The sequence below is a fragment of the Rhodococcus sp. 05-2254-5 genome, from assembly GCF_002258575.1.
GTDB lineage: Bacteria > Actinomycetota > Actinomycetes > Mycobacteriales > Mycobacteriaceae > Rhodococcoides > Rhodococcoides fascians.
Genome location: NZ_NOZG01000026.1, coordinates 355336 through 376319 on the forward strand (window position 1 = coordinate 355336; position 20984 = coordinate 376319).

At 64.2% G+C, this 20984-nt stretch carries 22 protein-coding genes; 18 read left to right on the plus strand and 4 right to left on the minus strand.

The window, feature by feature from the left end:
- The first annotated feature begins 69 nt into the window (after nt 1-69).
- Entirely contained in the window at nt 70-705 is a 636-nt protein-coding gene (locus CH278_RS17520; RefSeq protein ID WP_143536274.1) for an AMIN-like domain-containing (lipo)protein, read from the plus strand.
- Nucleotides 706-794: 89 nt separating this feature from the next.
- Complete coding sequence (locus tag CH278_RS17525) at nt 795-1244, plus strand: hypothetical protein (RefSeq protein WP_094622525.1); 450 nt, start codon at nt 795-797, stop codon at nt 1242-1244.
- Between the two features lies 1 nt (nt 1245).
- On the opposite strand, the gene CH278_RS17530 is transcribed toward CH278_RS17525, so the two are convergent.
- Nucleotides 1246-1959: an aquaporin gene (locus CH278_RS17530; protein ID WP_218828719.1), complete on the minus strand. Its 714-nt coding sequence runs from the start codon at nt 1957-1959 to the stop codon at nt 1246-1248.
- Nucleotides 1960-2249: 290 nt separating this feature from the next.
- Between CH278_RS17530 and CH278_RS17535 the strand changes: the two genes are divergently transcribed.
- From CH278_RS17535 to nuoN, 14 genes are all read left to right on the plus strand, one after another.
- Entirely contained in the window at nt 2250-2609 is a 360-nt protein-coding gene (locus tag CH278_RS17535; protein ID WP_027496775.1) for an NADH-quinone oxidoreductase subunit A, read from the plus strand.
- Nucleotides 2610-2680: 71 nt separating this feature from the next.
- Nucleotides 2681-3235, plus strand: coding sequence for a NuoB/complex I 20 kDa subunit family protein (locus CH278_RS17540; RefSeq protein ID WP_027496776.1), 555 nt, complete (start codon nt 2681-2683; stop codon nt 3233-3235).
- The gene (locus CH278_RS17545; RefSeq protein WP_174557255.1) at nt 3232-3936 is read left to right on the plus strand and encodes an NADH-quinone oxidoreductase subunit C; all 705 of its coding nucleotides are present in this window, start codon (nt 3232-3234) and stop codon (nt 3934-3936) included. Before CH278_RS17540 ends, CH278_RS17545 begins: the two co-directional genes overlap by 4 nt.
- The gene (gene nuoD / locus CH278_RS17550; protein ID WP_032366449.1) at nt 3936-5234 is read left to right on the plus strand and encodes an NADH dehydrogenase (quinone) subunit D; all 1299 of its coding nucleotides are present in this window, start codon (nt 3936-3938) and stop codon (nt 5232-5234) included. The genes CH278_RS17545 and nuoD overlap by 1 nt, the downstream gene beginning before the upstream one ends.
- On the plus strand, nt 5231-6127 hold the full coding sequence (gene nuoE, locus CH278_RS17555) for an NADH-quinone oxidoreductase subunit NuoE (protein WP_094622452.1): 897 nt from the start codon (nt 5231-5233) through the stop codon (nt 6125-6127). Before nuoD ends, nuoE begins: the two co-directional genes overlap by 4 nt.
- A gap of 1 nt (nt 6128) precedes the next feature.
- A complete protein-coding gene (nuoF, locus tag CH278_RS17560) occupies nt 6129-7430 on the plus strand; it encodes an NADH-quinone oxidoreductase subunit NuoF (protein ID WP_094622453.1) in 1302 nt (433 codons plus the stop codon).
- Complete coding sequence (locus CH278_RS17565; protein ID WP_094622454.1) at nt 7427-10000, plus strand: NADH-quinone oxidoreductase subunit G; 2574 nt, start codon at nt 7427-7429, stop codon at nt 9998-10000. The genes nuoF and CH278_RS17565 overlap by 4 nt, the downstream gene beginning before the upstream one ends.
- Nucleotides 10001-10026: 26 nt before the next feature.
- Nucleotides 10027-11307 (plus strand): NADH-quinone oxidoreductase subunit NuoH, encoded by a 1281-nt coding sequence (gene nuoH / locus CH278_RS17570; RefSeq protein ID WP_032391636.1) that lies wholly within the window; start codon nt 10027-10029, stop codon nt 11305-11307.
- On the plus strand, nt 11300-11845 hold the full coding sequence (gene nuoI, locus CH278_RS17575) for an NADH-quinone oxidoreductase subunit NuoI (protein ID WP_027496782.1): 546 nt from the start codon (nt 11300-11302) through the stop codon (nt 11843-11845). Before nuoH ends, nuoI begins: the two co-directional genes overlap by 8 nt.
- Nucleotides 11842-12609 (plus strand): NADH-quinone oxidoreductase subunit J, encoded by a 768-nt coding sequence (locus CH278_RS17580; protein ID WP_032366452.1) that lies wholly within the window; start codon nt 11842-11844, stop codon nt 12607-12609. The genes nuoI and CH278_RS17580 overlap by 4 nt, the downstream gene beginning before the upstream one ends.
- Nucleotides 12606-12905: an NADH-quinone oxidoreductase subunit NuoK gene (nuoK, locus tag CH278_RS17585; RefSeq protein ID WP_027496783.1), complete on the plus strand. Its 300-nt coding sequence runs from the start codon at nt 12606-12608 to the stop codon at nt 12903-12905. The genes CH278_RS17580 and nuoK overlap by 4 nt, the downstream gene beginning before the upstream one ends.
- 16 nt (nt 12906-12921) lie before the next feature.
- Nucleotides 12922-14793, plus strand: a complete 1872-nt coding sequence (gene nuoL, locus CH278_RS17590) for an NADH-quinone oxidoreductase subunit L (RefSeq protein WP_094622456.1) — start codon at nt 12922-12924, stop codon at nt 14791-14793.
- Nucleotides 14790-16328 carry an NADH-quinone oxidoreductase subunit M gene (locus tag CH278_RS17595; RefSeq protein ID WP_094622458.1) on the plus strand — a complete coding sequence of 513 codons (1539 nt, stop codon included), beginning with the start codon at nt 14790-14792 and terminating at the stop codon, nt 16326-16328. The genes nuoL and CH278_RS17595 overlap by 4 nt, the downstream gene beginning before the upstream one ends.
- Nucleotides 16325-17887, plus strand: a complete 1563-nt coding sequence (gene nuoN / locus CH278_RS17600) for an NADH-quinone oxidoreductase subunit NuoN (RefSeq protein WP_094622459.1) — start codon at nt 16325-16327, stop codon at nt 17885-17887. The genes CH278_RS17595 and nuoN overlap by 4 nt, the downstream gene beginning before the upstream one ends.
- Before the next feature lie 11 nt (nt 17888-17898).
- Here nuoN and CH278_RS17605 read toward each other — a convergent pair whose 3' ends face one another.
- Nucleotides 17899-18378, minus strand: coding sequence for a DUF4188 domain-containing protein (locus tag CH278_RS17605; RefSeq protein ID WP_032370831.1), 480 nt, complete (start codon nt 18376-18378; stop codon nt 17899-17901).
- 81 nt (nt 18379-18459) lie between these two features.
- Between CH278_RS17605 and CH278_RS17610 the strand changes: the two genes are divergently transcribed.
- Nucleotides 18460-19053, plus strand: coding sequence for a TetR/AcrR family transcriptional regulator (locus CH278_RS17610; protein WP_027496788.1), 594 nt, complete (start codon nt 18460-18462; stop codon nt 19051-19053).
- Here CH278_RS17610 and CH278_RS17615 read toward each other — a convergent pair.
- Both CH278_RS17615 and CH278_RS17620 read right to left on the minus strand, forming a co-directional pair.
- Entirely contained in the window at nt 19047-19970 is a 924-nt protein-coding gene (locus CH278_RS17615; protein WP_094622461.1) for a YdcF family protein, read from the minus strand. The genes CH278_RS17610 and CH278_RS17615 overlap by 7 nt on opposite strands.
- Nucleotides 19971-20097: 127 nt before the next feature.
- Nucleotides 20098-20352 carry a hypothetical protein gene (locus CH278_RS17620; RefSeq protein WP_032370974.1) on the minus strand — a complete coding sequence of 85 codons (255 nt, stop codon included), beginning with the start codon at nt 20350-20352 and terminating at the stop codon, nt 20098-20100.
- Nucleotides 20353-20459: 107 nt separating this feature from the next.
- Here CH278_RS17620 and CH278_RS17625 point away from each other — a divergent pair, with 107 nt between their 5' ends.
- Nucleotides 20460-20975, plus strand: coding sequence for a DinB family protein (locus CH278_RS17625; RefSeq protein WP_032366611.1), 516 nt, complete (start codon nt 20460-20462; stop codon nt 20973-20975).
- Nucleotides 20976-20984 lie beyond the last annotated feature (9 nt).

Genomic DNA, 20984 nt, shown 5'->3' on the forward strand with positions numbered 1-20984 from the left:
TGGGACCGTGACCGAACTGCGGCCGATCGACACTATCGAACCGATCGGTTTCATCTGTACGGTGAGTCGATGAGCGAGGGGTATCGCAGGCTTGTGGCGGCCGGGTCGGTCGTAGCACCACTGCTTGCTGCTGTGCTGCTCGTCGGTTGCTCCGCCGGTGAGGCCGCTCGCCCGACGCCCGATGCGTCACCGCCACCGAACTTCGAGACCGCCACCGGCTCGCTCGTGGTCGGTGACCCGTTCACCGCGCCGACCGCCCCGACCGAAACGCTGCCGCCGGTCGTGCCGGGACTGTCGCTGGAGGGAATTCGTCACCCGTCGGGCTCACCCGTGGCGGTGACGGACGTGGTGTTGGGAGCCTCCTCCGTCGAGTATCGACTGCGCGGCAACGGGCCGGTGTCCTACACGGTGCGCTACGTCGACGAGGCCGTCCGATACGGAACCAGTGAGCCGGTCGCGCTTCCCGGGCGAGCCGTACTCCAGGTCGACATCGCCGGTACCTCGACCGAGCCGGATGTCACGGTCGTTCCGTATGCCGGGCCGGATCGGATTCGCAACGAGCCGGACTCCGCCGTGGTGGCAGTCGACTTCCTGGCCGATGCCGATGGAATCTCACAGTCCTTCGTCGCCGTGGCGTCCGACCGTCCGGACTTCGCGGTGCACAGCACCGAGGAACCGGCGGCCGTGGTCGTCACCATCTCCTGAGCTGCCGCCACCCGACGTCGACGACGCGAAAGTACCTCTGCGACGTGCGTTCGGGCCCGGTCCACCGGGGGCCGCGCTACCATCGCGGTGTGTCCGACGCCACAGCGGGAGCAAGTTCGGCAGGTCAGGTGCGTGTGCTCGTGTACAGCAGTAACGCGGCCACGCGCGCTCAGGTGATGTCTGCGGTGGGCACCCGGCCCGATCCGGCGCTCGGCGTCGTCGACTTCGTCGAGGTTGCCACCGCGGCCGTGGTGATCGAGCACCTGGACGCGGGGGGAATCGATGTGGCGATCCTCGACGGTGAGTCCTCGCCCGTCGGCGGGCTGGGTTTGGCCAAGCAACTCAAGGACGAGATCGACGACTGCCCGCCGGTGCTGGTGCTCATCGGACGCCCCGACGACCGGTGGTTGGCCGACTGGTCGCGCGCCGAGGCCGCAGTTCCCCATCCAGTGGATCCGATCCGACTCGGGCGCGCGGTGGTCGATCTGCTGAGGCAGCACTCGGGTCGCGTCGGTGCCAGGGTCTCTCGATCGCGGTAGATCAGACCGTTTTCTCCGATGCGGGCACCGTCAGCACGAACCGGTGTATCGAGCCGGCGACAGCAGCTCCGAGCATGGGGAACACCACGAACACCCACAGTTGTGACAGGGCAGGGCCGCCGGCGACGAGGGCGGGGCCGAGGGACCGAGCAGGGTTGACCGAGGTCGAGTCGATTCCGATGCCCAGCAGGTGAACCACGGTCAGGGTCAGGCCGATCGGGATACCGGCCGCCACGACGGGGTGAACGGTGGGGGCCGTGGTGGCGAGTACGACGAGGACGAGCAGGCCGGTCGCGATCGTCTCGAACACCGCGACCGACGCCACGCCATACGCTCCGGGCGAGGAGCTGCCGAATCCGTTGGTGCCCAGACCGTCCGACGACATGTCGTATCCGGGACGGCCTGACGCGACGAACAGTACGATCAGCGCGCCGATCACTGCACCGACGGCCTGGGCAGCGATGTAGAACGCAGCCTTGACCGGGGTGATGGCGCGAGCTATCAGGGCGCCAATTGTCACGGCCGGGTTGATGTGGCATCCCGAGATCGGGCCGATCGCGTAGACGAGGGCAAGCAGTGTGAGCCCGAACGCCAGGGCGATGCCCGGGGTTCCGACGGTGTCGCCCGCGATGACGGCGGTGCCGACGCCGAATATCACGAGCAGGGCAGTTCCCAGTCCCTCGGCGGCGAGCGCCGAGATGGAAATCGACTTCATCGTCTCTCCTCAGTGGTGGCGGCAGCCCGGGTCGGGTGGCCGGAAATGTTCGGTGATTGGTCGTCCCTCGCGGTGTGGACCGCATGTGAGGCAAGAGTGATGTGGATCACATCAATGATTGGGTCCGAGGGTGGGTGGCCCATGCGTGTCAACGGTTTACGAAACTGGGCTGCTCGAAATCCCGCGAGATCTGTACCGAACCCATACTGTGTGGTTCAGGTCACATTGGTACGGCCGTCGCATTTACTTTCGCGGCGGCGCGGTCGTCGATCGAGGGAGCGGATGCCCGAATGAACGCCTACGTTCCGATTCTCGTCCTGGGTGCCGTCGCAGTCGCGTTCGCGGTCTTCTCGGTGATGGTCGGCACGATGGTGGGACCCGCCCGATACAACCGAGCGAAGTTCGACGCGTACGAATGTGGGATCGAACCCACGATGCATGCGCCTACGGGACAACGATTTCCGGTGAAGTTCTATCTCACCGCGATGCTGTTCATCATCTTCGACATCGAGATCGTCTTCCTGTATCCCTGGGCCGTCCACCTCGACGTTCTCGGTGCGTTCGGGCTCGTCGCGATGGCGTTGTTCGTCGTGAACGTGTCGGTGGCCTACGTGTACGAGTGGCGGCGAGGCGGGCTCGGTTGGGACTGACCACACGATCTCGGATACGACGACGGCACGATGCACTGTTCTCATTCTGCGGAAGCGAAAGAGCGTGATCGATGGGACTCGAAGAGAAGCTACCCAGCGGATTCCTGCTGACCACCGTCGAGGGGTTGGCCGGGTACGCACGTAAGGGCTCGCTGTGGCCCGCCACCTTCGGGCTCGCATGTTGTGCCATCGAAATGATGGCCACCACGTCCGGCCGTTTCGATCTCGCGCGATTCGGAATGGAAGCGTTTCGCGCGTCCCCCCGGCAGGCGGATCTGATGATCGTGGCCGGCCGCGTCAGCCAGAAGATGGCTCCGGTGTTGAGGCAGGTCTACGACCAGATGGCAGAACCGAAATGGGTTCTCGCCATGGGTGTCTGTGCATCCTCGGGCGGAATGTTCAACAACTACGCGGTGGTCCAGGGAGTCGACCACATCGTGCCCGTCGACATCTATCTGCCCGGGTGCCCGCCTCGGCCCGAGATGCTGCTCAACGCAATCCTGGAGTTGCACAAAAAGATTCAGCAGATGCCGTTGGGTGTGAACCGGGAACAGGTGCGAGCGGCCGCCGAGGCGGCCGCACTCTCGTCCACCCCGACGATCGATCTGAAGGGTTTGCTCCGATGACGGCGCAGCCGCCGGGTGGGATGTCTCAGCCGCCAGGAAAAATGTCTCAGCGGCCACGCGGGATGTTCGGGGTTCGCGGTAGTGGCGACACGTCGGGCTACGGCCGATTGGTGCCGCCGGCGGCAGCGGAGGACACCGCGACGCGGCCCTACGGCGGCTACTTCGATGCCCTCGTCGATCGGTTGGCCACCGTGCTTCTTGCTGTGAACCCCGTCGCTACGTTCGACGCCGCCGTCGAACGGGTGGTGATTCATCGCGGAGAATTGACGCTGCATCTGGTGCGGGAGTACGTGCCTGCCGTCGCCCAGGCGCTACGGGACGACGAAGAATTGCGATTCGAATTGTGTACCGGCGCATCGGGTGTGCACTATCCGGACCTGATCGGCCGGGAGTTGCACGTTGTGTACCATCTGGTCTCCATCACGCACGGCCGTCGGCTCCGACTCGAAGTTGCCGTCCCCGACGACGATCCACACAGTCCGTCGCTGTGCGGGGTGTATCCCACCAACGACTGGCACGAGCGCGAGGTCTACGACTTCTTCGGCATCGTCTTCGACGGTCATCCTGCATTGACGCGGATCGAGATGCCCGACGACTGGGTCGGTCATCCACAACGCAAGGACTATCCGCTGGGCGGAATTCCCATCGAGTACAAGGGCGCTCGCGTCGCGCCTCCCAACGAGCGCAGGTCGTACAACTGATGAGTGCAACGGACGAAACCATCTACGCGGTCTCCGGACAGGACTGGGACGACGTCGTCGAGTTGGCCCGCGGATCGAGTACCGAGCGGATCGTGGTCAACATGGGCCCGCAGCACCCGTCAACCCACGGCGTGCTGCGGTTGATTCTCGAAATCGAGGGCGAGACCGTCACCGAGGCTCGTTGCGGGATCGGGTATCTGCACACGGGAATCGAGAAGAATCTCGAGTACCGAAACTGGACCCAGGGCGTCACGTTCGTCACCCGCATGGACTACCTGTCGCCGTTCTTCAACGAAACCGCATACTGCCTCGGCGTGGAGAAGCTACTGGGTATAACCGACGACATTCCCGAGCGCGCCACGGTGATCCGGGTGATGCTGATGGAGCTGAATCGCATCTCGTCGCATCTCGTCGCATTGGCCACGGGCGGAATGGAATTGGGAGCGGTCACCGCGATGCTGTTCGGGTTCCGTGAGCGCGAGCTGATACTCGACGTCTTCGAGGCCATCACCGGCCTGCGCATGAACCACGCCTACATCCGGCCGGGCGGACTGTCGCAGGACCTACCCGAGGACGCGGTCGGCAGGGTACGTGAGCTCCTTCGCGTGCTGCCGGGACGCCTGCGCGACCTCGAACTCATGCTCAACGACAACCCGATCTGGAAAGCCAGAACCGAGAACGTAGGTTATCTGGATCTCACCGGATGTATGGCGCTGGGCGTCACCGGTCCGGTGCTGCGTTCGACCGGACTGCCCTACGACCTGCGACGGTCCGATCCGTACTGCGGGTACGAGAACTACGAGTTCGACGTGGTGACCGACACCGGATGCGACTGCTACGGGCGATATCTGATTCGCGTCGAAGAAATGAAGGAATCGCTCAAGATAGTCGAACAGGCCCTCGACCGCCTGCGTCCCGGCCCGGTCGTCATCGACGACAAGAAGATCGCGTGGCCGGCCGAGCTGGTCTCGGGACCCGATGGCCTGGGCAACTCTCAGGAGCATGTGCGGACCATCATGGACACCTCGATGGAATCGCTGATTCACCACTTCAAACTGGTGACCGAGGGAATGCGGGTCCCGGCCGGCCAGGTGTTGTCCTCGGTGGAGTCGCCGCGAGGGGAGCTCGGGGTACACATCGTCAGCGACGGTGGAACCAGGCCGTACCGAGTGCATTTCAGAGATCCGTCCTTCACCAACCTGCAAGCGGTGGCGGCAATGTGCGAGGGCGGAATGATCTCCGACGTCATCGCCGCGGTCGCCAGTATCGACCCGGTGATGGGTGGGGTGGATCGATGACCGCGCAGCCCCAGTCGGAACCGGTTCTGATCCAACTCGGAGCCCGGCCGGACGAACCGGTGCAACTGGCCACGCCGGGTGCACGAACGTCGTATCCCGCCGAGGTGCTCGCCCGGCTGCACGCCGACGCCGATATCGTCGTCGCGCGCTATCCGCAGGCCAGATCGGCCCTGCTGCCGCTGCTCCATCTCGTGCAAGCCGAGGACGGCTGCCTCACGCCCGCTGGAATCGAATTCTGCTCGGAGGTACTCGAACTCACCGGGGCGGAGGTGACTGCAGTCGCGACCTTCTACTCGATGTATCGACGCGAACCCACCGGGACGTACCGCGTCGGCGTGTGCACCAACACGCTGTGTGCTGTCATGGGCGGCGACGCCATCATGGACGCGCTGCGTGATCACCTGGACGTCGAGCACGGAGGTACCACCGAGGACGGCACGATCACCCTCGAACACATCGAGTGCAATGCCGCATGCGATTACGCCCCGGTGATGATGGTCAATTGGGAGTTCTTCGACAACAGCACCCCGTCGTCTGCGCGGGATCTGGTCGATGCACTTCGATCCGGCACCCAGGTCACTCCGACGCGTGGAGCACCGCTGTGCACGTTCCGCGAGACCGAGCGGATTCTCGCCGGATTTTCCGACGATCGGCCCGAGGCGCTCGAAGCGACCGGTAGTGCAGGCGATGCCACCCTGGCCGGTCTTCGATACGCGCGCGAACACGCGATGTCGGCACCCGAGGCCGGGGCACGACCGAACGACGATCACCCGGACGTCGGAGCCGCGGCCGCACCGGAGACGGTGCGAGACAAGCCCGCACCGGCACCCTCGGCGACCGTGCCACCACAACCGAACACCACCGAGACCGATCCACCGACGAAGGGAGCGTGACATGGCCCTGACGCCGGTGTTGAGCGAGTTCTGGGACGAGAAGGATTCCTGGACGCTCGACGTATACCGCAGCCACGACGGATACCGCGGGCTCGAGAAGGCCCTCGCGATGGACCCCGACGACCTCATCGCCTTCGTCAAGGAATCCGGATTACGCGGTCGCGGCGGCGCAGGATTTCCGACCGGAACGAAGTGGAGCTTCATCCCGCAGAACGACGGTAAAGAGCATTATCTGGTGGTCAATGCAGACGAGTCCGAGCCGGGTACCTGCAAGGACATGCCCCTGCTGATGGCGAGCCCGCACACGCTGGTCGAAGGAATAGTGATCGCCGCGTACGCAATTCGCGCATCCCATGCATTCGTGTACGTCCGCGGCGAGGTAGTGCCGGTGCTACGCAGGCTGCAGGCTGCGGTCGCCGAGGCCTACGCGGCGGGCTATCTGGGAAAGGGTGTTCTCGGAACGAAATTCGACTTGGAGTTGGTGATCCACGCCGGAGCCGGCGCGTACATCTGCGGCGAGGAAACAGCCCTCCTCGACTCGTTGGAAGGTCGGCGCGGACAACCTCGGCTGCGGCCACCGTTCCCCGCAGTGGCGGGCCTCTACGCACGCCCGACTGTGGTGAACAACGTCGAATCGATTGCCAGCGTTCCAGTGATCCTGCGCAAAGGAATCGACTGGTTCCGATCGATGGGTAGCGAGAAGTCACCCGGCTTCACGCTGTACTCCATCTCGGGCCACGTCTGCCGTCCAGGCCAGTACGAGGCACCGTTGGGGATCACGCTGCGGGAGTTGCTCGGCTACGCGGGCGGGATCAGACCGGGACACGAACTGAAGTTCTGGACGCCGGGAGGATCCTCGACGCCGATGTTCACCGGCGAGCATCTCGATGTTCCACTCGACTACGAGGGCGTCGGTGCCGCCGGATCGATGCTGGGCACCAAGGCCTTGCAAATATTCGACGAGACGACCTGCGTGGTGCGAGCGGTGCTGCGCTGGACCGAGTTCTACGCACACGAATCCTGCGGCAAATGCACACCGTGCCGGGAGGGCACGTATTGGCTGGTGCAAATTCTGCGTCGCCTCGACGGTGGAACCGGTACCGAGGCCGACCTGACGACCTTGCTCGACATCGCCGACGGCATCGCCGGAAAGTCCTTCTGCGCGTTGGGAGACGGTGCTGCCAGCCCGATCGTGTCTTCGCTGAAGTACTTCCGTGACGAATACATCCGTCACGTCACCGAGCAGGGATGCCCATTCGATCCACACCGATCGACCCTGATGGCAGAGGAGCTGACGTCATGACTGCAGCAGCACATGGTCGTTCCGCGGGCTCCACTCCTGCATCTTCGGGTCGTTCCGCGGGCTCCACTCCTGCCAGCCCTGAGCAGTCGGTCGCCCCAGTAGAGATGGTGACACTGACCATCGACGACCACGAGATCAGTGTTCCCAAGGGCACGTTGGTGATTCGCGCGGCCGAGTTGATGGGCGTACAGATTCCGCGATTCTGCGATCATCCGCTGCTCGATCCGGTGGGCGCCTGCCGCCAATGTCTGGTCGATGTCGAGGGGCAACGCAAGCCGTTGGCGTCCTGTACGACGACCGTGGCCGAGGGCATGGTGGTGCGCACTCAGGTGACGTCGGAGGTCGCGGGCAAAGCGCAACGTGGCGTCATGGAATTGCTGCTGATCAATCATCCTCTCGATTGCCCGGTGTGCGACAAGGGTGGTGAGTGTCCACTGCAGAATCAGGCGATGGCCGCGGGTCGCACCGAGTCCAGGTTCACCGAGACCAAACGTACGTATCCCAAACCGATTCCGTTGTCGGCCGAGGTTCTGCTCGATCGCGAACGCTGTGTCCTGTGCGCTCGATGTACTCGCTTCGCGGCGCAGGTTGCCGGTGATCCATCCATCGAGCTGCTCGAACGCGGTGCCGTGCAACAGGTCGGCATCTTCGGCACCGAGCCGTTCGACTCCTACTTCTCGGGGAACACCGTCCAGATCTGCCCCGTGGGTGCACTGACGAACACCGAGTATCGGTTCCGAGCGCGCCCGTACGATCTGACGTCCTCGCCGAGCGTGTGCGAACACTGCGCAGGAGGCTGTGCGCAACGCACGGATCATCGTCGTGGCAAGGTCCTCCGCCGGTTGGCTGGTGACGATCCCCAGGTCAACGAAGAGTGGAACTGCGACAAGGGCCGGTGGGCATTCAAGTACGCCAGCGAGCCGGACCGCATCGGCGCACCGATGGTCAGAGACGAATCGGGGGCTCTGGTCGAGACGTCCTGGTCGGCCGCATTGGCGGCGGCGGCAACGGGACTGGCTGCGTCGATCGGGAACGCTGCGGTACTCGTGGGCGGAAGATCGACTGTCGAAGACTCCTACGCATACGCCAAGTTCGCGCGAACAGTGCTGCACACCAATGACATCGACTTCCGCAACCGTGCTCACAGCGCCGAGGAAGCGGAGTTCCTGGCCGGTCGTATCGCGGCGACGGGGCTGGGCGTGACCTACTCGGATCTCGAAAACGCTCCTGTGGTGTTGATGGTGGGGTTCGAGCCCGAAGAAGAGTCACCGCTGATGTTCCTCAGGTTGCGCAAGGCGCGCCGGACCCGCGGCGTGGTCGTGGCGTCCATCGCATCCTGGGCCAGCCGCGGTCTGCGCAAGCTCGACGGGGTGCTCCTGCAGTCGATTCCCGGCGAGGAACCACAGTGGCTCGACGCACTGCACGTGGGTGACCGCGGTACCGAATCGATCGCCCAGCTCCTCCGGAGCCCTGGAGCGATCGTGCTCGTGGGCGAGCGGCTCGGTTCCGTTCCCGGTGCATTGTCCGCAGCGTCGAAGTTGGCCGACGACACCGGAGCGAACCTGGCATGGATTCCGCGACGGGCAGGAGAGCGCGGTGCCCTCGACGCAGGCACGTTGCCGAACCTGCTGCCGGGCGGGCGGCCCGTCGCCGACGCCGCCGCCCGCGCCGAGGTGGCAGCCGTGTGGGGAGTGACAGAACTGCCTACGGACGCGGGCCGAGATACCGCGGCGATACTGGCGGATGCCGGGCCTGACCGCGCCCTGATCACCGCAGGGATCGACCCGGACGATCTGCCCGATCCGCAGGGTGCGCTCGACGCGGTGGACCGATCGGCATTCGTGGTCAGCCTCGAACTACGCCACAGCGCCGTCACCGAGCGGGCCGACGTGGTGTTTCCGGTGGCACCGGTGGTCGACAAGCCCGGAACCTTCGTCGACTGGGAGGGCAGGCCTCGCACGTTCGACACGGCACTCGGTGCCGGCGCAGTATTGCCCGACCAACGCGTTCTCGACGCCATTGCCGCGCAGATGGGAGTCGAACTGTCGCTACCCGACGCGGCGGCGGCGCGCGGCGAGTTGGCCCGGCTGGGAGCCTGGAGCGGATCACGGATTCCTGTGGCCCGAGTGGCACCACGGCGAGATATGCCGACGCTCTCCATCGGCCAGGCAATTCTGGCCACCTGGCGAATGCTCATCGATTCGGGACGGATGCAGGACGGCGAGGACAATCTCGCGCAGACCGGCCGGGCACCCGTGATCAGGCTGTCCGAGACGACGGCGTCGAGCATCGAAGCGTCGCCCGGCGACCTGGTCAGGGTCGAGACGGGCCGGGGCTCGATCACGTTGCCACTGAAAGTCACCGATCTACCCGACAACGTGGTGTGGGTGCCGATGAACTCACCGGGGTCTTCGGTGTACGGCTCACTCGGCGCGGAGTCGGGTGCGGTGGTGAGGATTCGCAGGGATCAGCCCGCGGAGCGACCTGAGGGTGCAGGAGTGGAGCCTGCGGAACGACCCATGGGTGCGGGAGTGGAGCCTGCGGAACGACCCGGGGGTGGTGCATCGTGATTGCCGCAGCGCCGACCGATCTGTCGATGTTCGGCACCGATCCGTGGTGGCTGGTGGTCGGCAAGGCCCTGGCGGTCTTCGTTTTTCTGGTGCTCACACCGCTCGTGGCCATCTATGCCGAACGCAAGATCATGGCGTGGATGCAGATGCGCGTCGGGCCCAATCGGGTGGGTCCGTGGGGACTGTTGCAGTCTCTGATGGACGGGATCAAGCTCGCTCTGAAAGAGGGAATCACTCCGACCGGCGTCGACAAGCCGATTTACATTCTGGCTCCGATCATTTCGGTGGTCCCTGCCTTCATGGCCTTCGCGGTGATTCCGTTCGGTCCCGAGGTGTCGGTGTTCGGCACTACGACTCCGCTTCAGATGACCGACCTGCCGGTGGGGGTTCTGTACATCCTCGCGGTCACCTCGGTGGGTGTGTACGGGATCGTCCTGGCCGGTTGGGCGTCGAGTTCGACGTATCCGTTGCTGGGTGCACTGCGTTCGACGGCTCAGGTCATTTCCTACGAGGTTGCGATGGGGCTTTCGTTCGCTGCGGTGTTCCTGTACGCGGGCACCATGTCGACGTCCGGAATCGTTGGTGCGCAACAGAACACCTGGTACGTGTTCCTGTTGTTGCCGTCGTTTCTGGTGTACGTGACGGCGATGGTGGGTGAAACCAACCGCGCGCCGTTCGACTTGCCCGAGGCCGAGGGGGAGTTGGTGGGCGGGTTCCACACCGAATATTCCTCCTTGCGTTTCGCGATGTTCATGCTTGCCGAGTACATCAACATGGTCACGGTGTCGGCGCTCGCGACCACGTTGTTCCTGGGTGGCTGGCGGGCTCCGATTCCGTTGAGTCTGTGGAGCGGTGCCAATTCCGGGTGGTGGCCGGTGCTGTGGTTCGTCGCCAAGGTGTGGGTGTTCCTGTTCGTCTTCATCTGGTTGCGGTCGACGTTGCCGCGATTGCGTTACGACCAGTTCATGAACTTCGGCTGGAAGATCCTCATTCCCGTCGCTCTGATCTGGGTGATGGTGATCGCGACGGTGCGGGTTCTGGGGGCCGGGCGATACGACGTACCTCTGGTCACATTCGTGGTGTCGACGATCTTTGCAGTCGCCGTCCTGGGTTCGCTGCTGCTCTTACTGCGCCGCCGCGCACGCACACGAAACCTGCCGCCTGCTGCACCCGTCGCACCGTTCGACGCTGCGGCGGGCGGGTTTCCCGTACCTCCCATTCCGAAGCAGGGCACGAACATCGCGAGCCGGCACGCCGGCGCACGGTCCACCGTGGCCGCGTCCCAGAAGGAGAACGCCGATGCCTGAATTCCTCGGTCCTATAGCAGGTTTCGGTGTCACCTTCGCCACCATGTTCAAAAAGCCCGAAACCGAGCTGTATCCGGAGGAGAAGAAGCCGACCGAGATGCGCTATCACGGCCGCCATCAGCTCAACAGGTACGCCGACGGGCTCGAGAAGTGCATCGGTTGCGAACTCTGTGCGTGGGCCTGCCCGGCCGACGCGATCTATGTCGAAGGTGCCGACAACACCGAGACCGAACGGTTTTCGCCGGGCGAGCGATACGGCGGGGTCTACCAGATCAACTATCTCCGGTGCATCGGCTGCGGACTGTGTGTCGAGGCCTGTCCCACACGGGCTCTGACGATGACCAACGAATACGAACTGGCCGGTGACAACAGAGCCGACCTGATCTACGAGAAGGATTCGCTGCTGGCACCGCTGGAGCCGGACATGGTGCCGCCGCCGCACGCGATGGCACCGGGGCGTTCGGCAGAGGACTACTACCGCGGTGCCGTCACCGGTGCCGAGAGCGAGGCCGACACCGATCGAGGGCCGGTTCGATGACTGCCACCGTTCAGCTCGCGCTCGAGGCAACCTCCACCGGCGAGGCCGTGCAGTTCTGGACCCTCGGTGTCGTTGCGGTCATCGGTGCACTGGGTGTGGTGATGAGCACGAAGGCCGTCTACTCGGCACTGTTCCTCGCGGCCACCATGGTGGTTCTCGCTACCTTCTACATGGCCCAAGGGGCCCTGTTTCTCGGTGTCGTGCAGATCGTCGTCTACACCGGCGCGGTCATGATGCTGTTTCTGTTCGTCCTGATGCTCGTCGGCGTCGATACCTCGGAGTCGTTGACCGAGACACTGCGCGGGCACCGTATCGCGGCCGTTGTCATCGGAATCGGCTTCGGGCTGTTGATCATCGGGGTGCTGCTGCGCGACTCGGCCCGCGCCGGGCGACTCGATTTCGCCGGACTCGACGCGGCCAACTCCACCGGAAACGTAGAAGGCCTGGCCGAGCTGATCTTCGTCGAGTACGTCTGGGCGTTCGAGCTGACCGGCGCGCTGTTGATCACGGCCACCATCGGGGCGATGATTCTGGCGCACCGGGAGGCTCTGGGACCGGTGAAGGGTCAGCGGGAGATGTCGCAGGACCGGTTCCGTGACGGCTCCAGGGTGACGCCGCTGCCGAGCCCCGGTGTGTTCGCTCGTCACAACGGCGTCGATCGACGGGCTCTGCTCCCGGACGGAAGCGAGTCGGACTCGTCCGTCAACGCACTGTTCGCCGATCGAGGCATCGAGTACAAGGTGGACGGGGGTGACACGCGATGAATCCAGAGAATTACCTCTACCTGTCGGTTCTGCTGTTCACGATCGGCGCGGCGGGAGTCATCGTCAGGCGCAACGCCATCATCGTGTTCATGTGCATCGAATTGATGCTCAACGCAGTCAATCTCGCGTTCGTCGCGTTCTCTCGCATGCACGGCAATCTCGACGGCCAATTGTTCGCGTTCTTCACCATGGTGGTAGCTGCAGCCGAGGTGGTGGTGGGCCTGGCGATCATCATGGCCATCTTCCGTTCTCGTCGCTCGATCTCGATGGACGAGAACAATCTGATGAAGAACTGACGGGGGAGCAGAAACGATGTCGATCCTGTGGCTTCTCCCGGCTCTGCCGGCGTTCGGTGCGGCCGTCCTGCTGCTCGGTGGCCGGCGCTGCAACTCGTGGGGCCACCTTTTCGCGACGGCCGCCGCGGTGTCGTCGTTCGTCGTTGCGGCGCTGGTGTTCTCGTCGATGCTCGGACGGGACGAGTCGGACAGAACACTGACTCACACGCTGTTCCGCTGGGTGCCCGTCGACCAATTGCAGGTCGACTTCGGCATGCGTGCCGATCAACTCTCGATCTGTTTCGTCCTGTTGATCACCGGGGTCGGATCACTCATTCACGTGTACTCGATCGGGTACATGAGCCATGACCCGGAGCGGCGACGCTTCTTCGCGTACCTCAATCTGTTTCTCGCAGCCATGCTGCTGCTGGTGCTGGCAGACAATTTCCTCGGCCTCTATCTGGGGTGGGAGGGTGTCGGTCTGGCGTCGTACCTGCTCATCGGATTCTGGCAACACAAGCCATCGGCAGCGACGGCTGCTCGAAAAGCGTTCGTGGTCAACCGCGTCGGCGATATCGGCTTGGCCATCGCCCTGATGATCATGTTCGTGAACTTCGGGTCTGTGCAGTACGACGTGGTGTTCGCGGGAATCGGGAACGCGGGTGAATCGGTGGCGACCGCCATGGCACTGATGTTGCTGCTGGCGGCCTGCGGGAAGTCGGCCCAGGTGCCGCTGCAGTCGTGGCTCGGCGACGCGATGGAGGGCCCGACGCCGGTCTCCGCACTCATCCACGCGGCGACGATGGTCACCGCCGGGGTGTATCTCATCGTCCGATCCGGACCGGTGTTCGAGGCCTCGCCGGTGGCGCGGGCGGCGACCGTCACGGTCGGCGCGGTGACGTTGCTGTTCGGTGCCGTCATCGGTTGTGCGAAAGACGACATCAAGAAGGCGCTCGCCGCCTCGACGATGAGTCAGATCGGGTACATGGTGCTCGCGGCCGGACTCGGCCCGTCCGGTTATGCCTTCGCCATCGTGCTGCTGCTGTCGCACGGATTCTTCAAGGCAGGCCTGTTCCTGGGGGCCGGCTCGGTGATGCACGCGATGAACGACGAGACCGACATGCGACGGTTCGGCGGGCTCCGTGCCGCGATGCCGATCACGTTCGTCACGTTCGGTCTCGGCTACCTCGCCATCATCGGAGTTCCGCCGTTCTCCGGTTTCTTCGCCAAGGATCCGATCATCGAGACTGCGTTCGCGGCCGGGGGAGCGGCAGGTGTGGTGCTGGGCTGCGTCACGTTGCTCGGTGCGGGCTTGACGGCCTTCTACATGACTCGGGTGATGCTGATGACGTTCTTCGGCCCGAAACGCTGGTCGGCGCAGGCACATCCGCACGAAGCGTCGGCGACCATGACGGCTCCGATGATTCTGTTGGCCGTCGGCTCGGTGGCATCGGGTGCCTTCCTTGCGGTGGGTGGACGCCTCGAGACGTGGCTGGAACCGGTGGTGGGATCGGCGCACGAAGAACACGCGATACCTGCCTGGGTCGTGACGGTCGCAGTTCTGGCGGTGGTACTCGTGGGTGCAGGCGTCGCGTACCGGAAGTACATCGCTCGTGACGTTCCCCCGACTCCACCCGAGGACGTATCGGTGCTGACCAGAGCCGCACGCGCTGACCTGTACGGCGACGCCTTCAACGAGGCAGCATTCATGCGGCCCGGTCAAAAGCTCACGAACACAATGGTATTCGCCGACAAGGCGGGTATCGACGCGGTCGTGGACGGGGTGGGGAGATCGATCGGCGGAGTATCCACTCGATCGAGGCGGCTGCAGACCGGATTCGTACGGTCCTATGCGTTGGCGATGTTCGCGGGGGCAGTTCTCGTCGTGCTGATGGTGGTGGTCCTGTGACGTTCCCCTGGCTGACCGTCCTGTGGGTTCTGCCGATTCTCGGCGCGATTGTCGTCGCCCTGGTCCCGGCCGATCGACCGACGATCGCACGCAGCGTCGCCGTGGGCTTCGCCGCCGGCACACTCGCGGTGTCGGTGGTACTCGCCGTGGCATTCGACTCCGGTGGCGATCGCTACCAGTTCCTCGAAGACCATTCGTGGATAGCGGCATTCGGTGCGCGCTACACGCTCGGCCTCGACGGAATAGGCCTCGTGCTGGTGTTGCTCACCACCGTTCTGACCCCATTGCTCCTCGTCGCGGGCTGGCACGACGGCAGCCGTGTGGCGAACTACGGATCGCGCCGGGTCTCGCACACCTACATGGCGTTGATCCTGGTGGTCGAGTCCATGGTGATCGTGTCGTTCCTCGCGTTGGACGTATTGCTGTTCTACATCTTCTTCGAGGCGATGCTGATTCCGATGTACTTCCTCATCGGTGGGTTCGGCGGTGTTCAGCGAACGCGCGCCGCGGTGAAGTTCCTGCTCTACAACTTGTTCGGCGGTCTGGTGATGTTGGCTGCCGTCATCGGGTTGTACGTCGTGACGGCCAGGCCCGACGGCCCGTTCGACGGCGGGACGTTCGATTTACGCGAGATCGCGGATGCGGCGTCATCGGGGGGACTCGGTGTGGATCCGATGGTTCTGAACGCGCTGTTCCTCGGCTTCATGTTCGCGTTCGCGATCAAGGCACCGCTGTGGCCGTTCCACACGTGGCTACCCGACGCTGCAGTGCAGTCCACCCCGGCGACTGCTGTGCTGATGATGTCGGTGGTGGACAAGGTCGGCACCTTCGCCATGCTGCGCTTCTGCCTCGAGCTCTTTCCCGGTTCGTCGCAGACGTTCGCCCCGTGGATCATCACGCTCGCAGTGATCGGAATCGTGTACGGCGCGATACTGGCGATCGGTCAGACCGACATGATGAGACTCATTGCCTACACCTCGATTTCGCACTTCGGGTTCATCATTCTCGGTATCTTCGCGATGACCGGTCAGAGTCAGGCCGGTGCGACGCTCTACATGGTCAACCATGGAATCTCCACCGCCGCATTGTTCTTGATCGCCGGCTTTCTCGTGTCCCGTCGTGGCTCACGGGCGATCGCCGACTACGGCGGCGTCCAGAAGGTCGCGCCGGTGCTCGCCGGAACGTTTCTGATCTCTGGTCTGGCCACGCTCTCGCTACCCGGTCTTGCCCCGTTCATCAGCGAATTCTTGGTGCTGATCGGCACATTCGGTCGCTACGGCGTCGCCGCGATCGTGGCCACCGGTGCGCTCGTGCTGTCGGCGATCTACATTCTCTGGCTCTACCAACGGGTGATGACGGGGCCCGTCCGAGAGGGCAGCGAGAAGATCTCCGATCTCGTTCCCCGTGAGGCGTTGGTGGTGGTCCCGTTGCTCGCGTTGCTGATCGTGTTCGGGGTGTACCCGAAACCGGCACTCGACATCATCACTCCGGCAGTGCAATCCACGATCGTCGACAGTGCAGGAGGTCAACGATGACCACTCCCGAAGTGCAGTACGGTCTGCTGTCGCCCATGTTGATCGTCTTCGGTGTCGCGGTTCTCGGGGTTCTCGTCGAGGCGTTCGTACCGCTACGTGCTCGTCGCGCAACCCACGTGGGTCTCGCTCTGGCAGGGCTGGTCGGCGCCCTCGCGGCAGTGCTCGGCCTGGCCGGCACCGAGGCAGCCGCGATGAACGGGGCCGTCGCGATCGACGGACCGACTCTGTTCCTGCAGGGAACCATTGTGCTCGTGGCAATTCCGGCAATCGCACTGTTGGCGGAGCGCACCGTCGCCGTCACCGGGGCCGGGGCCGAGCGCCGCATCGACTCGTTCACTCCGCAGGCCTCGACCACGCCGGGCAGCGTGGCAGAGAAGCAGGCCATCGATGCAGGCGTCGCCCAGACCGAGGTCTTTCCACTGGCGATGTTCGCGATCGGCGGCATGCTGCTCTTTCCGGCGTCCACGGATCTGCTGACGATGTTCGTGGCGCTGGAAGTGCTGTCGTTGCCGCTGTATCTGCTGTGCGGTCTGGCGAGACGACGACGACTGCTCTCTCAGGAAGCAGCCCTCAAATACTTTCTGCTGGGCGCGTTCTCGTCTGCGTTCTTCCTGTTCGGAGTCGCGTTCCTCTACGGCCACGCCGGGACGGTCCGATTGGACGGAATCGCCGACGCCATCACGGCAGACGGTCAGGGCAGATCACTCGCACTGATCGGAACCGCCTTGCTTGCGGTGGGTCTGCTGTTCAAAGTCGGTGCCGTGCCTTTCCATTCGTGGATTCCCGACGTCTACCAGGGTGCCCCCACTCCGGTGACGGCGCTGATGGCCACCGTGACCAAGGTGGCGGCCTTCGGTGCGATTCTGCGAATCTTCGGAATGGCGCTGCCCGGTCTCGAGTCGAGTTGGCGTCCGATGTTGTGGGTGATCGCCATCGCCACGATGGTGCTCGGTTCGGTTGTCGCGGTGACGCAGACCGACGTCAAACGGATGCTGGCCTACTCGTCCGTGGCGCACACCGGGTTCATCCTCACCGGAGTGACTGCGCTGGGTAGTTCGGGTGATGTACGTGATTCGGGGGTGTCGGCCACGATGTTCTACCTGCTTGCCTATGCCTTCAGCACGCTGGGTGGATTCGCGGTCATCGGTCTGGCCCGAGACGAACGCGGTGAGGTGAGCGACCTGGAGCGATGGGCGGGTATCGGTCGCCGCTCGCCGCTCGTCGCCGCTGTGTTCGGTTTGTTTCTGCTCTCGTTCGCCGGGATCCCGCTCACCAGTGGGTTCATCGGTAAGTTCGCGGTGTTCAGCGCAGCCTCGGGTGCGGGGGGAGCCGCACTGGTCGTGGTCGGAGTGGTGTGCAGTGCGATTGCAGCGTTCTTCTACGTGCGCGTGATCGTGCTCATGTTCTTCACCGAACCCAGCGAACGGACCGCCACGGTGGTGCGTCCTACCGCGCCGGTGGCCTGTGCGATCGGGGTGTCGGTGGTCGTCACCGTGGCACTGGGAGTCTTTCCTCAGCCCGTTCTCGATATCGCCGCGCGGGCCGGGAACTTCCTCTAGCACGTACGGGCCTACTTCGCGGACTTCATTCGCTGCTTCCACGTGTGCGAGCCGGTGCCGACGGGGATCCCACCGATAGCTCCCGCGAGGCCGAATGTCGGCATGTTGACGTAGATCGCTTCACTGTCCTGGGCTGTCGCGGTATAGGTTTCGTGCCATACGCCGACATGGCCGGTCGCAGCGACCGATCGGTTGAAGGCACGCCAGGCGGGGGCATGTGGTGCGTCGGGATCGGAGGCGAATCGCGTCAGGTCTTCCGCGTTGCGCCAGTAACTGACGAGCATGGTGGTGCGGCCCAACCACGAGTGGTAGCCGAGCAGTCCGGAGGTGGGATCCTGCTCGAGGTGGCTGAGCATCCGCGGCATCGCGCGCGCGGCGGGAAGCCAGGAGCGAACGGCAAGGGGATTGTTGATGCGCATTCCGATGAGGAAGACCGTGACGGTGTCGCGGTCGGATTCGACCGTGGTGCGGCCGTCGATGATGGATTGCATGTCGTGTTCCCGTCTGTTCGTTTCGGGGCCTAGCGCATGGCGTGACACTGTTATAAAACACTGTTGTGATAGATTTCGCAAGTGGCGAGACCCAGAATTCACGATGCCGAACTGCGCACCCGGCTACTCGAAGCCGCAGCGGAAACCGTTGCGCGCCATGGCGTCGACTCGTTGTCGTTGCGTAAACTCGCGGCCGCGCAGGGCACCTCGACCACGGCCATCTACTCGCTGTTCGGCGGTCGAGCGGAGCTGCTGGTGGCTCTGTTCGGCGCGTCGTTCTCGAGTTTCGGTGACGCGCAACGCAGCGTTCCTGTCACCGGGGAATCCGAGGTCGACCTGCGCGAACTGGCATTTGCGTACCGCCGCTGGGCCATGGCCAACCCACACCTCTACGCAGTGATGTTCGGCGGAGTGCTCGGTTCGGTCGACGTATCCGATCAGGCACACCTCGCGGCCGCCGCGATGGATCCGCTTCGGGCGGCGGTGGCGAGCGCCGTCGAGGCAGGCACGATGAGCGGCGCGTCGGTGGACGTGATCAGCCACTCGTTCTGGGCGATCGTGCACGGTCTGGTGTCGCTCGAGTTGTCGATACCCGGGATGGCCGACGACGAGGATCGTCGGGTGATGTTCGACGCCGGGGCGGCGTCTGTGCTGCGCGGGTGGATGCGTCAGTAGGTGCGCGGTATCCCGATGATCTTGGTGGCGTCGACGGTCATGCCCAACCGTGCTGTCGGAGCGAGCGCGGGCAGGGCCGGAAGATCGTCGGGGGTGGATGTGGCGGCACCGATCACGTCGGCACCGGCGATCTCGAAGTCGGAGATCGCTCGCCGAAGATGGCTGGGAGTTGTTGCGAGCACCAGATTCACAGCACCGATCTCAGTAGCCAGTGGGGTGGCGCGCTGCGCATTCTGCACCGTCGAATTCGCAGTGGACTCGGCGTGAATGCGGTCGGCCGCAATCTCGTTGTCGATCAGCCACTTCTTCATCGCTTCGGCTTCGGTGACGCCGCGCTGCGGATTTCCGCCGGTGACGATGATGGGTGATTCGGGGGAACGCTCGGCGACCGCGGCAGCGGATTTCAGTCGCTGCACCAATTCCGGTGCCATACTGCCGTCGTCGTTCAGGCCCAGGCCGAGCACCACGATTGCCGTCCTCACGCCATCGGTCGCAGGCGTGAAGTCGATCGCCTCCGTCGCCGCCTCGTCGATGACTTCGATAGCCCGATCCACCGCATCGGCAAGCGGGGGAGACAGGGCGCGCAGGCGGGCCGAGTGCAGCGCTCGCGCGTCGGCATCATCGGTTGCGTTGGCGTAGAACGTCTGCAGTGCTGCGACATTGGCATCGTTCGGTGCGGCGGTGGCAACCGCGTCCAGTGCGGCGAAACCGGCCTCGTAGCGACCCTTGACCAGAGCATTCTGCGCATCGTTGTACTGCTGCGCGTCGGCCGAACGTACTGCGTCGGCAATCGTTGGGGTCGAGATCGGCGCAGCGGGCTCGGCCGTCGCCGAACTGGATCCCATGGCGAGCCCGAACACGGCGACACAAGAGACCACGGCAACGCGAATCGACGGTTGTTGTCGGCCGGATCGCATTGTCGGCTGCCCTCCTGAACGATGACGGGTTTTCGTCACCCTAGCTCAGTTCGGTGCCAGTGTGGCTGGTGTGATCCGAGTTGCTCGAGTTACAGGAATGTACTTCGGTGTCGGCTGAACTCGATCGTCACATCGTGACCGGAGCGCGTCCGCGGTCGGCTGGTTCGATGGTCACCTCGGCGTCGGGAAGGAAAACTCGCTCGGTCGTGGTGGTTCCGTCGACGCCGTCGGTGACCGTCACCGCCACGTTCTCGGCAACCTGCCCAGCGCTTTCGATGAACCCGGTCGCGACACCCTCCTCGATGAGGAGATGATCACCCACCAACAGAAGAAGCTCATCCGCCGTCACCGTTCGCCTGCCGCCCACATCTTCGATTGTCATGAATCCCACCGTAGTGTGAATTGTCCGAATGGGTTGTTGCTGGGGCTTCGCACTCTGTTTCGGGCGGGTCGTTCGGCAGGAGCCACTTCGTGCTCGACAATCGCAGTATGAGCTTCACCGCGCCCACGCCCGATCCCGTCGACGGTCCGCTCGTCGGTGACGACAGACCCATTCTCGAAGGAATGCTGCGTTGGCATCGAGCCACGTTGTCGAACATCTGTGCCGGTGCCGATGCCGAACAGCTTGCGCAACGCCCCTTCTCGCACTCGACGCTCTCCCTCCTCGGCCTCGTCCGGCACCTCGCGAAGGTCGAACGCATCTGGTTTCGAGAGCGACTGGCGTCGATGTCGTTCGACCCGATGTACGACGCTGCGTTGGGTAAGGATTCCGACTTCCTGGGCGCGACGGCATCGAGTGCAGAGTCGGACTTCGCGCGATTCGCTGCCGAGTGCGAGGCCTCGGACGTGGTCGCTGCCCAATACTCGTTCGAGGATCCGGTCGACTGTCGCGGCGGGCCGATGTCATTGAGGATGGTCTACGTGCACATGATCAGTGAATATGCGCGGCACAACGGGCACGCGGACATCATCCGCGAACAGATCGATGGAGTCACCGGCCGCTGAGGCATACCG

What these genes read in the sequence shown, in the direction of transcription:
- CH278_RS17520 (WP_143536274.1), top strand. Translation starts at nt 70, where the DNA reads ATGAGCGAGGGGTATCGCAGGCTTGTGGCGGCCGGGTCGGTCGTAGCA.
- CH278_RS17530 (WP_218828719.1), bottom strand. Translation starts at nt 1,959, where the DNA reads ATGAAGTCGATTTCCATCTCGGCGCTCGCCGCCGAGGGACTGGGAACT.
- CH278_RS17535 (WP_027496775.1), top strand. Translation starts at nt 2,250, where the DNA reads ATGAACGCCTACGTTCCGATTCTCGTCCTGGGTGCCGTCGCAGTCGCG.
- CH278_RS17540 (WP_027496776.1), top strand. Translation starts at nt 2,681, where the DNA reads ATGGGACTCGAAGAGAAGCTACCCAGCGGATTCCTGCTGACCACCGTC.
- CH278_RS17545 (WP_174557255.1), top strand. Translation starts at nt 3,232, where the DNA reads ATGACGGCGCAGCCGCCGGGTGGGATGTCTCAGCCGCCAGGAAAAATG.
- nuoD (WP_032366449.1), top strand. Translation starts at nt 3,936, where the DNA reads ATGAGTGCAACGGACGAAACCATCTACGCGGTCTCCGGACAGGACTGG.
- nuoE (WP_094622452.1), top strand. Translation starts at nt 5,231, where the DNA reads ATGACCGCGCAGCCCCAGTCGGAACCGGTTCTGATCCAACTCGGAGCC.
- nuoF (WP_094622453.1), top strand. Translation starts at nt 6,129, where the DNA reads ATGGCCCTGACGCCGGTGTTGAGCGAGTTCTGGGACGAGAAGGATTCC.
- CH278_RS17565 (WP_094622454.1), top strand. Translation starts at nt 7,427, where the DNA reads ATGACTGCAGCAGCACATGGTCGTTCCGCGGGCTCCACTCCTGCATCT.
- nuoH (WP_032391636.1), top strand. Translation starts at nt 10,027, where the DNA reads ATGTTCGGCACCGATCCGTGGTGGCTGGTGGTCGGCAAGGCCCTGGCG.
- nuoI (WP_027496782.1), top strand. Translation starts at nt 11,300, where the DNA reads ATGCCTGAATTCCTCGGTCCTATAGCAGGTTTCGGTGTCACCTTCGCC.
- CH278_RS17580 (WP_032366452.1), top strand. Translation starts at nt 11,842, where the DNA reads ATGACTGCCACCGTTCAGCTCGCGCTCGAGGCAACCTCCACCGGCGAG.
- nuoK (WP_027496783.1), top strand. Translation starts at nt 12,606, where the DNA reads ATGAATCCAGAGAATTACCTCTACCTGTCGGTTCTGCTGTTCACGATC.
- nuoL (WP_094622456.1), top strand. Translation starts at nt 12,922, where the DNA reads ATGTCGATCCTGTGGCTTCTCCCGGCTCTGCCGGCGTTCGGTGCGGCC.
- nuoN (WP_094622459.1), top strand. Translation starts at nt 16,325, where the DNA reads ATGACCACTCCCGAAGTGCAGTACGGTCTGCTGTCGCCCATGTTGATC.
- CH278_RS17605 (WP_032370831.1), bottom strand. Translation starts at nt 18,378, where the DNA reads ATGCAATCCATCATCGACGGCCGCACCACGGTCGAATCCGACCGCGAC.
- CH278_RS17615 (WP_094622461.1), bottom strand. Translation starts at nt 19,970, where the DNA reads ATGCGATCCGGCCGACAACAACCGTCGATTCGCGTTGCCGTGGTCTCT.
- CH278_RS17620 (WP_032370974.1), bottom strand. Translation starts at nt 20,352, where the DNA reads ATGACAATCGAAGATGTGGGCGGCAGGCGAACGGTGACGGCGGATGAG.
- CH278_RS17625 (WP_032366611.1), top strand. Translation starts at nt 20,460, where the DNA reads ATGAGCTTCACCGCGCCCACGCCCGATCCCGTCGACGGTCCGCTCGTC.